Here is a 14,635-nt window from a genome sequence, read left to right as displayed (position 1 = left end):
GTTCAGGGTCCGATCACGCCGTTGATCGAGATTCCCGCCATCACCTCCTGGACCGTGAACGGGCGGGTGAACGGCGCGCAGGCGAAGCCCGAGATCAGGTGGTTCCTGCGCATCAGCGCGAAGACGCCGCAGCGGCGATCGATGCCGATCAGGCTGATCTTCCGGTACTGGGCGAGGTAGCCGTTCACCGTGATCCGGTCGCTCTCCAGGATGGTGAAGCCGGTGGCCTCGAAGATCTCCTTCACGCTGTCCGACAGGCTGGCGACGATGTTGTCGTCCTGCCACCGGTAGTGGCCGCCCAGGCGCGACCAGTCGACATAGGCCAGCATCGGGCCGGACTTGAACACCGCCGTGTCGGTCTTCACCGCCCCGAAGGCGGAGTGGGCGAGCGTCTCCTCCTTGTGCTTGACGTTCTCCGCCGCGGCGCCTTGCAGCGGCCCCGAGACGAAGCTGATGGGAGACTCCTCGGCCAGCGCCGGCCACGAAAACATGGCCGCGGCGATCACGCCCGCGGCACACCGCATCATTCGATCGAACATGATCCCCTCCGCCCATGTTTGAACCGTTGCGGGCCGTCTGGGCGAACGGCTCCGCCCGTCTGGCCCGGCTTCAAGGACCGATCACGCCCTCGATCGAGAGCCCCCGAACGAGCGCAGAGACCGGCATCGCCTGGCCATCCGGACGGCAAGCGACGCCGACGATGTGGTCCTCGCCGCGGCGGAGCTTGAAGACGCCGCATCGGAGGGGCGTGCCGGTGAGATCGAGGCTTCGGAACTGACCGTCAAATCCTTGGATCGCGATCCGATCACTGCCGATGATCGCGACCCCTGTGGGCTTGAACCTTCTTTGGAGGTTTGCGATCTGTTCGTTCAACGTGGCATCCCACCAGCTGTAATAGCCGTTCCAACGCCACCACCTGACCCGAGCGACCATGCCACGGGCCCGGAACAGCACGGCCTCCGAAGCCTCAATTCCAGGCGTCGCGAGTTCGCCGTTCTCCTGACGCTCAACCTCCTCGGCGGTCGTCCCGGCAAACGGGCCTGAGGTGAAGGTGATCCGCGATTGCTCCGCCCGCGCCGGCAAATAAAACGCCGCCAGGGCGAGCAGCCCGGCGGCGCAGGATAAAATGCCTCGGTTCATTAAATCCCCCGGAATATCCGGGAGGAATTAATGCCGGAGCTGCGGTCGATTGGCGAGAAAATTCGTCAAATCACCGGCAACTCACGCCCGCAGGATGGCGCGATCCTCGTCGCGCCGCTTGCCGGGCGGCTGGTAGGCGATCGCGGCGTGCTCGGCGCAGTACGGCAGGTTGCCGTGCGAGGCCTTGCCGCAGAAATGGAAATCCTTGTCGCGCGGATCGCCGATCGGCCATTTGCACATCCGCTCGGTCAGGTTGAGGATGGTGGCGCCGCCCGACTTCCGCTCCGGCTCCGGCTTGGCCGGGACCTTCTGCACCGCCGGCGGAGCAGCTTCGGCGGCGACAGCGACCGCCTCCTCCTCCTCCTCGCCCTCCTTGCGCTTGATCGGCGAGGGCCGGCCCGACAGCTCCAGCCGATGGGCCTTGCCGATCACCGCGTTGCGAGAGACGCCCCCCAGGATCTCGGCGATCTCGCTGGCACTCTTCCCGTTTCCCCAGAGCTGGCGCAGCTGCGCCACTCGTTCTTCGGTCCAAGACATCCGCTTCTCCCAAGATCACGCGCATTGGATGCGCGTACTACATATTGCGGCTTCGTCCTCGGACGCTACCACATCCGGGACAGCCACGACAGATCCTTTCAAACCCCTCCGGTCAGGCGGCGAGCGCCGCCTCGACCGCTGCGAGTGCCTGGTCGGCGCGGGCCGCATCCGGCCCGCCCGCCTGCGCCATGTCCGGGCGACCCCCACCGCCCTTGCCTCCCGCCGCTTCGGCCGCGGCGCGCACCAGCGCCACCGCGTCGAACCGCGCGGTCAGATCCTCGGTCACGCCGATGCAGACCGACAGCTTGCCGTCGGCCCGGCCGATCAGCGCGATCACGCCGGAGCCGATCTGCTTCTTCAGCGCGTCGGCCATCGGCTTCAGCTCGCGCGCCGGCAGGTCGTCGACGATCCGGCCGGTGAACTTGACCCCGCCGATCTCCCTGACCTCGGGCGCGGCCCCGCCGGAGCCCGCCGTCGCCAGCTTGCGGCGCAGGTCGGAGACTTCGCGCTCGAGCCGCCGCCGCTCCTCGACCAGCGCGGCGAGGCGCGCCGGCAGCTCCTCCGGCGTCACCTTCAGCGCGGCCGCGGCCTCGACCAGCAGCCCGTCGCGATGGGCAGCATAGGCCGTGGCCCCCTCGCCGGTCACCGCCTCAATCCGGCGGATGCCGGCCGCGACGGCGCCCTCGGAGACCAGCTTGAAGGCGCCGATGTCACCGGTGCGAGCGACATGGGTGCCGCCGCACAGCTCCTGCGAATAGACCTTGTTGCCGTCCTGACCCATGCCGACGACGCGCACCGTGTCGCCGTATTTCTCGCCGAACAGCGCCATGGCGCCGGCGGCGATCGCGTCCTCCGGCGTCATCAGCCGGGTGGTGACCTCGGCGTTCTCGCGGATCCGGGCGTTGACCTCGGCCTCGACCGCGGCGATGTCCTCCGGCGTCAGCGGCCGCGGCTGGCTGATGTCGAAGCGCAGCCGCTCCGGCGCCACCAGCGAGCCCTTCTGGGTGACGTGCTCGCCCAGCCGCCGGCGCAGCGCCGCGTGCAGCAGGTGGGTGGCCGAGTGGTTGGCCCGCAGCGCGCCGCGGCGGGCATGGTCGACCTTGAGCTCGACCGCCTCGCCGACCTTGAGCGTGCCGGCCTCGACCGTGCCGATATGGGCCCACAGCACGCCGGCCTGCTTCTGCGTGTCGCGCACCGCGACGGTGACGCCGCCGGGCGCGGTGATGACGCCGGCATCGCCCATCTGGCCGCCGCTCTCGGCGTAGAACGGGGTCTGGTTGACCACGACCACGACCTCGCTGCCCGGCCCGGCCTGGTCCACGACCTGGCCATCGACCACCAGCGCGGTGACGACGCCCTCGGCCACCTCGGTCTCATAACCAAGAAATTCAGTGGGTTCGAGTTTTTCCTTCAACTCGAACCACAAGGCGCCGGTGGCTGCCTCGCCGGAGCCGGCCCAGTTCTTCCGGGCCTCGGCGCGCTGCCGCTCCATCGCCGTCTCGAAGCCGGCGGTGTCGACCGTGCGGCCCTGGCCGCGCAGCACGTCCTGAGTCAGGTCGAGCGGGAAGCCGTAGGTGTCGTACAGCTTGAACGCCACCTCGCCCGGCAGCGCCTGGCCGGAGCCGAGCCGGCCGGTCTCCTCCTCCAGGAGGCGCAGGCCGCGGTCGAGGGTCTGCTTGAAGCGGGACTCCTCCAGCTTCAGCGTCTCGGTGATCAGCGCCTCGGCCCGGGCCAGCTCGGGATAGGCGGTGCCCATCTGGCGCACGAGGGCCGGCACCAGCCGGTACATCACCGGGTCGCGCGCGCCGATCAGATGGGCGTGGCGCATGGCCCGGCGCATGATCCGGCGCAGCACGTAGCCGCGGCCCTCGTTCGACGGCATGACGCCGTCGGCCATCAGGAAGGAGGTGGCGCGCAGATGGTCGGCGATCACCCGGTGGCTGATCTTGTGCGGGCCATCCGGGTCGCTGTTGGTGGCATCGGCCGAGGCCTCGATCAGGGCCCGCATCAGGTCGATGTCGTAGTTGTCGTGCTGGCCCTGCAGCACGGCGGCGATGCGCTCGAGCCCCATGCCGGTGTCGATCGAGGGGCGCGGCAGGTCGACCCGCGTCTCCTTGGTGACCTGCTCGTACTGCATGAAGACGAGGTTCCAGATCTCGATGAACCGGTCGCCGTCCTCGTCCGGGCTGCCCGGCGGGCCGCCGGCGATGCCGGGGCCATGGTCGTAGAAGATCTCCGAGCACGGCCCGCAGGGGCCGGTGTCGCCCATCGCCCAGAAATTGTCCGAGGTCGGGATGCGGATGATCCGCTCCTCCGGCAGCCCGGCGATGCGGCGCCACAGCCCCGCCGCCTCGTCGTCGGTGTGGAACACCGTAGCCAGCAGCTTGTCCTTGGGCAGGCCGAATTCCCTGGTGATCAGGCTCCAGGCCAGATCGATCGCCCGCTCCTTGAAATAGTCGCCGAAGGAGAAGTTCCCCAGCATCTCGAAGAAGGTGTGGTGCCGGGCGGTGTAGCCGACATTCTCGAGATCGTTGTGCTTGCCGCCGGCGCGGACGCATTTCTGCGCCGTGGCCGCCCGCTGATAAGGCCGCGTCTCCATGCCGGTGAAGACGTTCTTGAACTGCACCATGCCGGCATTGGTGAACAGCAGCGTCGGGTCGTTCCGCGGCACCAGCGGGCTGGACGCCACCACCTCGTGGCCGTTCTCGCCGAAGAAGTCGAGGAAGGTGGAACGGATGTCGTTGACGGTCTGCATCGCGGGTGGGGTCGGCCTGGACTGTCTTGGGCGGATGCGGCCCCGGGGAACCGGACGGCCGAGCCGACGCTTGTAGCGCGCCGGGGCGACCGCTGTCCAGGAAGGCGCATGGCAAAAACCCTCCCGGCCGTCGTCAGACTCGAGATATCCTCATCCAACAACTCAGGTCTCTGCTTTAATACACTGATATCTTTTCCAAAACAAGATTATTGCAAGTACCAAGATCATTTAGGTCGCGCGGGGCCGGGCCGGCCTTTCAGCGCGGGTGCGAATTCGGTCGCTCGGGTTGGCACGGCGGCGAATGTCGGGCTCGCTCCGGGGCGAACCAAACCTGCGCATCCATCCATCCGTCACCCGGTGTCCGGTGCGGCCTTCGGGTCGTCGACATAGAGGCCGAGACCGAGGGAGCGGCAGAGGCGGTCGGCCGTGGTGGCGGTGGTCTCGGTGTCGAGCCATTCGATCACGTCCGGCTCCTGCAGCCGGACCGCGAGCCCGGCCCGGAGCCCCGGCACCCGGGTCTGATCGCGAACCTCGGCGAAGGCCCGGTCCATGGCGGCGGCGAGCGCATCCCGGCGCCGGGCCCGCTCGGCCTCGATCGCGGCCGGGCCGCCGGCCGGCTTGGCCGGGCGCGGCGTGGCCGGCCAGCCGAGGGCGCCCCAGCGGGACCACTCCTCCGACAGGCCGAGGCCGCAGGCCAGCCCGGYCATCACCGCGCCGASCGGCCGGTCCTCGACCCGGRCCGCCTCGTCCTCGTAGAGRTSCTCGAYCCGCTCCGCGAGCTCGTCGGACAGGGCCTCGCARCGGTCGAGATCCTCGACCTCGTCCCAGATCATGCATTTCAGGACCTGCTCGACCTCGTCGCGGTGGCGGTCGCGGCGGGCCGGGCGGCCGGCCTCGCGCTCGGCGGTGCGGGCGCGGTCTTCGGCGCAGAGGTCGCGGGCGGCGCGGGCGCGCTGGGCCAGGGTCTGGCGCACCAGATGGGCGTAGCGGGCGAAGTCCAGGCCGGGATCGTCGGTCCGGGCCGGCTGAGCCTCGGCCTCGTCCGCCTTGGGGTCCGCCTTCGCAGCCTGGGCGGCGAGGGCGCGGGCGCCGGCACCTTCGGCCAGCCGCATGCCGATCTCGGACAGGCGCGTGAGCATCTCGACCTGCTGCAGCGCGAGGCCGCGGCAATACGCCTGGATATCGAGATCGGACGGCAATTCCCTCATGGAACATATCATGAACAGCAATCGCCGATTGACGCAATGAACATTGTGTTCACTGGCTGCATTCCCCGGACGCGCGGTGGCGTCCCCGACGACGGGCGGTCGGGATGGACTATGGAGACTGCCCCGACGGCGGTGCGGTGCCGCGTGGGAGGCCGCCTCCAGGATCTCAGCCTGCGGGGCTCGTGGCGGTGCGGGAGACCGGCCTGATATGGGCGAACATGCTGCGGGCGTTCCAGGTCGGGAAGGCTCTTATGAGCGACGGGTCGCCCTCGAGTTGGATACGGTCCTCGCGGGTGGCTTGGGTCCAGGTGAGCTGGCCGGCGTGCCATTTGACGAAGGCTTCGGCTTCCGCCGTTACCCAGAGGTCCTCGTCGAGGCCGGGACACGTCTTGCAGATCTCGGTGTCTCCGAGTTCGATGAGCAGCCAATAACGCTCACGGCGCGGGCGGCCGGTGAAGTCGAAGCGGATGACGACGCGTCGATCCGGGAGCCGGTCTCGGCGGAGCGCGTTGCACATCGACCACAGGGCCACAAAGGGGTCGAGGTGCTCGGGGGCGATCTCGAGCCAATGCGCCCCCCACTCGCCGAGCGATTGGCAGACCGTGAAGAGGTCGTGGCCCGCGGATGTGAGCTCGTAATGGTGCCCGCGCCCGTCGGCCTTGGGAGCCGCCTCGACGACACCGACCCGTTCGAGCTGCTTGAGCCGCTGTGAGAGCAGGGTACGCGAGAGGCCGGGCGCGCCCTCCAGGATCTCGCTGAAGCTTCCACAGCCAAGGTACAGGTTGCGGATGATCAGCGGTGTCCAGCGCTCGGCGAAGATCTCGGCGCCGCGGGCGATCGGGCAGTACTGGCCATACGTCCTCACCAGGCCAGTGTCCTACACCCGCCGTCGGCCGTGAAGTCCAGATTCGTGACTTTACGGCCATGGTCCGCGGTGGTCGGATGTGGCCTCCTGACAGAGGAGGCCACGATGACGACGCCGACGACCGCGGAAGTCGGCCGCGGGAGCAGGGAGCCAACCGTCGCGGAGATCGACGGGTTCCGAGGCCGGCTGATCAGTGCCGACCACGCCGACTACGACATCGCCCGTGCAGTCTGGAACGGTGCCATCGACCGGCGCCCGCGCCTGATCGCCCGATGCATCGGGACCGCCGACGTGGTCGCGGCCGTGCGCTTCGCCCGCGACCACGATCTGGAGATCGCCATACGGGGCGGGGGCCACAGCGTGGCGGGCACCGCCGTCTGCGACGACGGGATCGTCATCGACCTCTCGGCGATGCGGGGCGTGCGGGTCGATCCCGCCGACCGCAGGGCCTGGGTGCAGGGTGGTGCGCTGTGGGGCGACGTCGACCGCGAGACGCAGGCGCACGGCCTGGCCACCACCGGCGGAATCGTGAGCCATACCGGAGTCGCCGGGCTCACCCTCGGCGGGGGCATCGGCTGGCTGATGCGCAAGCATGGCCTCGCGGTCGACAACCTCCTCGCCGTCGACGTCGTGACGGCCGACGGCGAGCGGCTGCGGGCGTCCGAGGACGAGCACCCCGACCTGTTCTGGGCGTTGCGCGGCGGCGGCGGCAACTTCGGCGTGGTCACCTCGTTCGAGTTCCGCCTCCACCCCGTCGGGCCCACCGTTCTGGCCGGGCCCATCCTCTGGGACGCGAGCGACACCGGGGAGGTCCTCCGTTTCTACCGCGATTTCATCCGCGACGCTCCCGACGAGCTCGGCACGGTCGTAAAATTCTGCACCGCGCCGCCTCTATCGGTCATCCCCGAGGAACTGCACTGGCGCCCGGTGGTGATGGTGGGCGCGTGCTACGCCGGGCCGATCGAGGACGGTGAGAAGGCGCTCCGCCCGCTCCGCGCATTTCGGACTCCCCTCCTCGACCTGGCCGGGCCCAAGCCGTACGTGGTGTTCCAGAGCGCGCTCGACTCGACCGTCATCCACGGTTGGAACTACTACTGGAAGGCCACCCACCTCCCCGCGCTCCGCGATGATCTCATCGACGTGATCGCCGGGCACGCGTTCTCCTGCTCGTCGCCACGGTCGTATGTGGCAATGTTCCATCTGAAGGGGGCGGTGAGCCGAGTGGCCGAGGGCGCGACGGCGTTCGGGAACCGGCATGCGTCGCACGCGATCATCGTCCACGCTGCGTGGCGGCCCGGCGAGGACTTCGGCGACCGAGAGACGGCCTGGACGAGGGGGTTCCTCGCCGCCCTTGGCCGCTTCCGCGAAGGCGTCTACGTCAATTTCCTCGGCGGCGACGAAGACCCGGGCCGGGTCCGCGAGGCGTACGGCGACTCCGTCTACGGCCGGCTGGTGGACGTGAAGACCACGTACGACCCCGACAACGTCTTCCACCACAACCAGAACATCCGCCCGGCGGCCTGATCGCAGGTCGTAGGTTGGGGACGTGGCACGCGACCCCAACACCATCGATGCCGCAGGGCAACGGAATGTCGGGTTCGCCTCCCGCGAACCCCACCTGAGCACTGAACCGATTGTCCGATCGTCCTGTTGTCCGATGGGAACCGACTGGCGAGACCGCCGTGCGACCTTCCGCCGGAGTCCTGTTGCGCCGACTGGTCGCGGCCTTGTCCCTGGCCGCGTCCCTGGCGTTCGGCCTGAGCCCCGCGGCGACGCTCGCGGCCGAAGTCCGGTCCGGCGGCGAGTCCTGCGTGACGGCGGCGGAGCCCACGGCCCCGAGGCCGCCGATCATCATCCCGGCCGCCACCAGGCGCCATGCTGCGGGATGATGTGCGTCCCGGCCTTGCCGGCCAGCGCCCCGGCGATGGGTCCGCCGGCCAGTGCGAGCATGGCTCTGCCCTATCCTCTCGTCACGGCCGGGGCGGGCATCGACCTGGACAAGCCGACTCCTCCTCCACGGTACTGAGAGACCGAGGCTGCCTCAGCCTTCGATCCCACCCTTCCGGCCGCCGCGACCGGCTTGCCGTATCGTGACGCTGCGCAGGGCCGGCCGCGGCGGAACCCCAGACACGGAGCTTTCTCATGCACCAGCTGTCCACCGACATCCGGTCCTGCATCGATGAATGCACCCGGTGCTATCAGATCTGCCTGTCGACTTCGATGCTGCATTGCCTCGAAGCCGGCGGAAAGCATGTCGAGCCCGCCCATTTCCGGCTGATCACCGCCTGCGCGGAGCTCTGCCGCGCGGCGGCCCACGTCATGCTGACCGGAACCGAGCACCACCGCCGCGTCTGCAGCGCCTGCGCGGAGATCTGCGAGGCCTGCGCCACTGACTGCGAGCGGATCGGCGACATGCAGGACTGCGTCGACGCCTGCCGCCGCTGTGCGGCGTCGTGCCGGAAGATGGCGGCCTGACTGCAGTTCGTACGTTGGGTTCGCGGCACGCGAACCCAACGTACGTGATGCTCATCAGATCAGGCTGATCGTCGAGTTGGTGATCGGGTAGCGCCGGTCGCGGCCGAAGTTGCGGCGGGTCAGCTTGACGCCCGGCGGGGCTTGGCGGCGCTTGTATTCGGCGCGGTCGAGCAGGCGCCACACCCGCGCCACCGTCGCCCGGTCGTGGCCGCGGGCGACGATCTCGTCGACGCCCAGCTCCTCCTCCACCAGGCAGTTCAGGATGTCGTCGAGCTCGTCATAGGGCGGCAGCGTGTCCTGGTCGGTCTGGTTCGGCTTCAGCTCCGCCGTCGGCGCCTTGGTGATGATCCGTTCCGGGATCACCCGGCCGGCCGGGCCCATCGCGCCGTCCGGATGCACTTGGTTGCGCCAGCGCGACGCCTCGTAGACCGTGGTCTTGTAGACGTCCTTCAGCACCGAATAGCCGCCGCACATGTCGCCGTACAGCGTGGCGTAGCCGACCGACATCTCCGACTTGTTGCCGGTGGTCAGCACCATCTTGCCGAACTTGTTCGACAGCGCCATCAGGGTGATGCCGCGGGCGCGGGACTGGATGTTCTCCTCGGTGATATCCGGCGTGGTGCCCTCGAACAGCGGCGCCAGCATGGTGCCGAAGGCCCGCATCGCCGGCTCGATCGAGATGCTGTCGAGGCGCACGCCCAGGGCCCGGGCGCAGGCCTCGGCATCCTCCAGGCTGTCGCGGCTGGTGTAGGGCGAGGGCAGCATCACGCAATGGACCCGGTCGGCGCCCAGCGCATCGACCGCCACCGCGGCCGAGAGCGCGCTATCGATTCCGCCAGAAAGTCCAATCAAAACACCAGGAAAGCGGTTCTTGTTCACGTAATCTCTGAGGCCGAGCATCATCGCGCCGTAGATCGCCTCGACGCCCTCCGGCGGGGCGATACGCTCGCCCTCGACGCAGTCCCAGCCCTCCGGCCCGCGCACCCATTCGGTGATCGCGATGTGCTCGCGGAAGGAGGGCAGTTGGCGGCGCAGCGCACCGTTGCGGCCGATGACGAAGGAGGCGCCGTCGAACACCAGCTCGTCCTGGCCGCCGACCTGGTTGAGATAGGCCATGGCCAGGCCACTTTCGGTCACCCGGTTCAGCACGATCTGCAGCCGCTGCTCGGCCTTGCCGGCCTCGTAGGGGCTGCCGTTCGGCACCAGCAGCAGCTCCGCCCCGGTCTCCTGCAGGCATTCGACCACGTCGCCGGTCCAGATGTCCTCGCAGATCGGCACGCCGAGGCGCACGCCGCGGAACGGGATCGGCCCCGGCATCGGCCCGGCGGCGAAGACCCGCTTCTCGTCGAACACGCCGTAATTCGGCAGGTCGTGCTTGAACCGCGTCGCCGCGACCTTGCCGCCGTCCAGCAGCAGCACGGCGTTGTAGACCTTGCCGCCATCGCGCCAGGGCGAGCCGATCAGAAGCGCCGGCCCTTCGGTGGTCTCCGCCGCCAGCGCGCGCACCCCCTCCTCCACCGCGTCGAGGAAGAAGGGCTTCATCACCAGGTCCTCGGGCGGATAGCCGCTGACCACCAGCTCGCTGCCCACGAGCAGGTCGGCGCCAGCCTGCCGCGCCTCGTCGCGGGCGTGGCGCAGCTTGTCGATGTTGCCGCGCACGTCGCCGAGCGTCGGGTTCAGTTGGGCGAGGGCGATGACGAGACGGTCGGTCATGACGGAGTCCACGGATGACGGTCGGGGCACCCTAGCAGCCGGATCGGCCGGCTTGAAGGTGCTGCCGCCAAATTAATTCTCAGATTGAGAAAATCAAGCGGTGCGCGACACCCCTACCCCCGACGGCCGAGCTTCGCCTCAGCCGCATCGATGAACCTGTCGAGGACCGCGGTGCGTTTCCTGGACGGCTCGTACCCGAAATAGACCTCCTGCGGGTCGGCGACGACGAAGCTGCCATCCTCCTTCATCAGGAACTGGAGATCCTTGATGTCGATCTTCTGCGCCAGCATTGTCGCCTTGATCCGCTGCAGGCTCGCGAGGCTGTTCTCGTTCAGGCGGGAGGTGTCAACGACCTCGTCGCCGCCGGGGCGGTCGAGCATGTCCTTGCTGTTGGCGACATAGCGGTCGACCAGCAGCGCGGGACGGCCGTCCACCCGCGTCAGCGCCAGCGGCCGGGCGACCGGCAGCCCCGCCTCCTCCAGCCGGTTGAGCATCGCCACCTCCTTGAAGCCGGGAAGGAGGTCGCCGTCGCGGATCACGACGACCGCCTTGTCGCCGAGGGAGAAGGCCGTCTTGGAAAGGCCGGCCCCGAGCCGCAGCCCGAGCTGATCCTCCAAAGAGTCGATCCGGTGGCGGGTGCCGTCCGGCTCCACCCGATAGAGCGTCCGCTCCTGCACCTCGACCTTCCAGTTCTGCGGCGACCCGGCGGGCTGAAGCGCCCTCCAGCCTCCCGCCTCTCGTTGCAGATAGACCGGGGCCCGGGCCACGTCGGCGAGGCTTTGCGCAAAGCGCCGGTTCCCGGCCGAGGCATCGGACATGTGGAGGACGATCGGCCGGTCCTCGCGGCCCTCATTATCCATCCGGATCACCTGCTCATGCGGCGACACGGCCGTCCCGTCGGCGAGCACGCCCTCGCCGTTCCGGTTCACGCGCCGAATCTCGACGAAGTGGAGATCCTCGATCCCCACCTGCGTCAGGCTCTGCAGTTCCTTGGTCGCCTTGGCTTCCCAGGTCTGGCGCTGCGGCAACGGAGACACGGGATCGAGAGGAATCTGCGGCCCCTCTTCAGCGTCGACGGTCCGGTCGGCCGACTTCCGGTCTGACCGGCCGACCGCCAGCGTCAGGCCGCCCCAGAGGGCGATGCCGAGGCCCATCTCCAGGCGCTGGCCGGGAGTGAGATCGTTCCAGTCCGCCGCCAGGGTGTAGCCGGTGTTGGCTGCAGCGCCGCCGTCCGCCGCGACCGCCGCGCCGTTCAGGCCGCTCCAGAGCCGGCTGGCCTCCGCCGCCCTGCCGGTCTGCGCCAGATAGGCCAGACGGCCGAAGGGCAGAACGCTGGCCCCGCCCGCTGCGGTGTTGAACAGCGCCATCCGGTATTCGGGATTGTCCCATTGGTCGAGGCCCCGCTCCTCCAGCGCCCCCAGCTCCCGGCCGCCGCGCCAGGCGAACCACGCCCCGGCCCCCGCCGCCACCGCCGGCGCCGCCGTCCCGCCCGAGCCGAACACCATCGCCCCGCCGGCCAGAACGCCGCCGAACAGTGCCGCCTTGTCCAGCGCTTGCTCGACATGCTCGCCGACGCTGTCCGGCGTCCGCGGCGTGGCGCCGCTGTCCAGCACCGCATGCCCGTCCCGGCCGCGCAGCTCGCCGTCCCGCGGATAGGTCATGGCCCCCGGCGGCAGTCGGTTCTCCCGCGTCCAGGTCGCGAAATCGGCATAGCCGCCGCCCTGGTTGTCGACGAAGCGCACCGACCCGTCCTTGCCCTCCACCCGGAACAGCGGCAGCGTCACCGCGCCGGTCTCGGTGCTGGAGAACTGCACCGGCAGCACCGTCACCTTCGCGTCGGCGCCGCCCTGCTCCCGGATCGCCGAGGCGATGCGGTCGATCGTCCTGCCGTCCTCGCCCTTGCGCTCCAGCCCCATCGCCCGGGCGACGCGGCTCTCCAGCGTCTCCGCCCCGGCCAGCTCCATGCCGTGGCCCTGGCCGACGGCGAGCGCCTGATCCGCCGCCGCCTGCGCCATCGGCTTGGCCACCGAAGGCGACGCCCACGGGTCGCCGCCTGGCGACCGCTGCAGCACCTCCGCCGTGATCCCGCGCTGCTGCAGCACCAGCGCCAGCATCCGGCCCCGCGCCTCCGGCGTGGTCTTGCCCTCTTGCGGGAAGGGCAGCTGCTCCACCAGCAGCTTGCGGCCTTCCGGCGTCGCTAGGATGTCGCCCAGCCGCCTGCCTTCCGACGGCTGGCCGAGCGCGGCGGCGAGCACCTGCCCCATGTCCCGCGCCAGCCCCGGCGCCTCGAAATAGGTCTGCTCCCGCGCCAGGGCGAAGGCGCTCAAGGCGAAGGCATCCCGCGCCTCCCCCGCCGGTGCATCGCTGTCCGTCCTCTTGGCCACCGCCGACACCGCCGAGGCCAGCGCCCGCGGCTGATGCGCCAGCATCGCCGCGAAGGCCGAGGCCTGGTCCTGGGACAGCGACCCGACCAGATCCTGCAGCCTGGCCGCGTCCAGCCCCGCCGTGAAATCCGGCCGCTCCGGGTCGTAGCCCAGCGCCAGCACCGCCGCCTCAGCGTAGGACCGGGCGCTCATCAGCTCGGGATCCAGCTTCTCGTCGCCACGGTGGCCGGACTGCAGCTCGACCGAGCGCACGACCAGCCGCTCCGCCACCAGCCGGGCCAGGTCCTGGTTGCCGAGCACCCGCTTGGCCAGGTCCGACGCCGAGGCGGCGCCGTCGCCCTGCCATTTGCGCAGCACCCGGTCGACCAGCCGCGCCTGCTCCGCCGCCGTCAGGCTGCCGAGCTCGCCGTCGCCCCGCAGCGCCTTCGCCGCCGTCTCGGCCCCGTCATCCATCCAGAAGCGCAACGTGTGGTCCTTGACCTTGTCCCGGACCCATTCGTCGATCTCCCGCGCCCGCACCGCCGGTACGGGCTTCTCCGATTTCGCCCGGCTCACCGCGGAGGCGAATGCCACCTCCCCATTGCCGCGTAGCTGCGGCGTCCGCTCCCACTCCCCGCGACGCAACGGCGCCAGGCTCATCCTTTTCCCCCGGAAAGACATTGATGGCCGAAACGCAATGCCTCGGAAGAAGTTCCTAGGCAGAGGCATGCCAAATGCGAAGGGCTGAAACCCGTTCTCCCATGCAAATTCGCATGCCTCCCCTCCCGCCACGGCAGGCCTCGCCGGCCGGGCAATTATGTTACGTGACGTAACAATATTATCAGACTCGCCGAGGCAGCCCGGGGACGGCCGCCCGGCCGCGACCCGGCTCCCCGAGATTGCGCCATGACCTGGGTCATGAACTGGCACCTGTACGGCACCTTCCTCGTCACCGCGCTGATCCTCGGCGTCACGCCCGGGCCGGTGAACATCCTGGCGCTGTCGCATGCGCTGACGCTGGGCTGGGTGCGCGCGGTGACGACGGTGGCGGGCGCGACCCTGGCGATCGCCATCCAGGCGGCGCTGGCCGTGGTCGGCATCGGCTCGTTCCTGGCGCTGCTGGGCCAGTGGTTCGATCTCCTGCGCTGGGCCGGCGCCTTCTATCTCGTCTATCTCGGCGTCCAGCAGTGGCGCGCCCGCGGCGGCATGGCGATCGAGGCGGGCGGCGCCGTCCCGGTCGGGGCGCGGTTCTGGAAGGGCTTTCTGATCTCGGCCACCAATCCGAAGACGCTGCTGTTCTTCCCGGCCTTCTTCCCGCAATTCATCGACCCCGCCCTGCCGGCGACGCCGCAACTGTCGCTGCTGGCCGCCAGCTTCACCGCGATCAGCTTCCTCGGCATCCTACTGAACGCCGTCGCCGCCCATGCGCTGCGGCGCTGGCTGCAGGAGCCGAGCCGTGCCCGGTTGTGCAACCGGCTGTTCGGCGGCGCCCTGGTCGGCATGGGGGCTTCCATGCTGCAGGGCTGAGAGCCCGTCCGATAACGCTACTGGAGCGGCCGTCTGACGGCGATCTTTCCGC

General features: G+C 69.6%; 11 protein-coding genes. 3 read left to right on the top strand and 8 right to left on the bottom strand.

Going from position 1 to position 14,635, the window contains the following annotated elements; genetic code table 11:
• Positions 1 to 2: 2 nt before the first annotated feature.
• The 6 genes from KXR53_RS07355 to KXR53_RS07330 all read right to left on the bottom strand — a co-directional run bounded on the left by KXR53_RS07355 (position 3) and on the right by KXR53_RS07330 (position 6,505).
• A complete protein-coding gene (locus KXR53_RS07355; RefSeq protein ID WP_437374455.1) occupies positions 3 to 539 on the bottom strand; it encodes a hypothetical protein in 537 nt (178 codons plus the stop codon).
• A gap of 70 nt (positions 540 to 609) precedes the next feature.
• Entirely contained in the window at positions 610 to 1,140 is a 531-nt protein-coding gene (locus tag KXR53_RS07350) for a hypothetical protein (protein ID WP_437374454.1), read from the bottom strand.
• Between the two features lie 81 nt (positions 1,141 to 1,221).
• A complete protein-coding gene (locus tag KXR53_RS07345; protein ID WP_437374453.1) occupies positions 1,222 to 1,677 on the bottom strand; it encodes a GcrA family cell cycle regulator in 456 nt (151 codons plus the stop codon).
• 112 nt (positions 1,678 to 1,789) lie between these two features.
• On the bottom strand, positions 1,790 to 4,432 hold the full coding sequence (gene alaS / locus KXR53_RS07340) for an alanine--tRNA ligase (protein ID WP_437374452.1): 2,643 nt from the start codon (positions 4,430 to 4,432) through the stop codon (positions 1,790 to 1,792).
• 350 nt (positions 4,433 to 4,782) lie between these two features.
• Positions 4,783 to 5,640: a hypothetical protein gene (locus tag KXR53_RS07335; RefSeq protein WP_437374451.1), complete on the bottom strand. Its 858-nt coding sequence runs from the start codon at positions 5,638 to 5,640 to the stop codon at positions 4,783 to 4,785.
• A gap of 166 nt (positions 5,641 to 5,806) precedes the next feature.
• A complete protein-coding gene (locus KXR53_RS07330; RefSeq protein WP_437374450.1) occupies positions 5,807 to 6,505 on the bottom strand; it encodes a winged helix-turn-helix transcriptional regulator in 699 nt (232 codons plus the stop codon).
• 105 nt (positions 6,506 to 6,610) lie between these two features.
• Between KXR53_RS07330 and KXR53_RS07325 the strand changes: the two genes are divergently transcribed.
• Entirely contained in the window at positions 6,611 to 8,029 is a 1,419-nt protein-coding gene (locus KXR53_RS07325) for an FAD-binding oxidoreductase (protein ID WP_437374449.1), read from the top strand.
• A 618-nt stretch (positions 8,030 to 8,647) separates the two neighbouring features.
• Complete coding sequence (locus KXR53_RS07320; RefSeq protein WP_437374448.1) at positions 8,648 to 8,980, top strand: four-helix bundle copper-binding protein; 333 nt, start codon at positions 8,648 to 8,650, stop codon at positions 8,978 to 8,980.
• Between the two features lie 54 nt (positions 8,981 to 9,034).
• Here KXR53_RS07320 and KXR53_RS07315 read toward each other — a convergent pair whose 3' ends face one another.
• Together KXR53_RS07315 and KXR53_RS07310 are read right to left on the bottom strand one after the other, a co-directional pair.
• On the bottom strand, positions 9,035 to 10,693 hold the full coding sequence (locus KXR53_RS07315; protein WP_437374447.1) for an NAD+ synthase: 1,659 nt from the start codon (positions 10,691 to 10,693) through the stop codon (positions 9,035 to 9,037).
• A gap of 113 nt (positions 10,694 to 10,806) precedes the next feature.
• Complete coding sequence (locus KXR53_RS07310; protein ID WP_437374446.1) at positions 10,807 to 13,716, bottom strand: DUF4781 domain-containing protein; 2,910 nt, start codon at positions 13,714 to 13,716, stop codon at positions 10,807 to 10,809.
• Between the two features lie 246 nt (positions 13,717 to 13,962).
• On the opposite strand from KXR53_RS07310, the gene KXR53_RS07305 reads away from it, so the two are divergent.
• Positions 13,963 to 14,583: a LysE family translocator gene (locus KXR53_RS07305; RefSeq protein ID WP_437374445.1), complete on the top strand. Its 621-nt coding sequence runs from the start codon at positions 13,963 to 13,965 to the stop codon at positions 14,581 to 14,583.
• Positions 14,584 to 14,635 lie beyond the last annotated feature (52 nt).

Origin of the sequence: Inquilinus limosus (assembly GCF_051487185.1) — a bacterium.
GTDB classification, from domain to species: Bacteria; Pseudomonadota; Alphaproteobacteria; order DSM-16000; family Inquilinaceae; genus Inquilinus; species Inquilinus limosus_F.
Note: the sequence above shows the minus strand (reverse complement) of the source record. Positions and strands in the feature narration are given on the sequence as shown.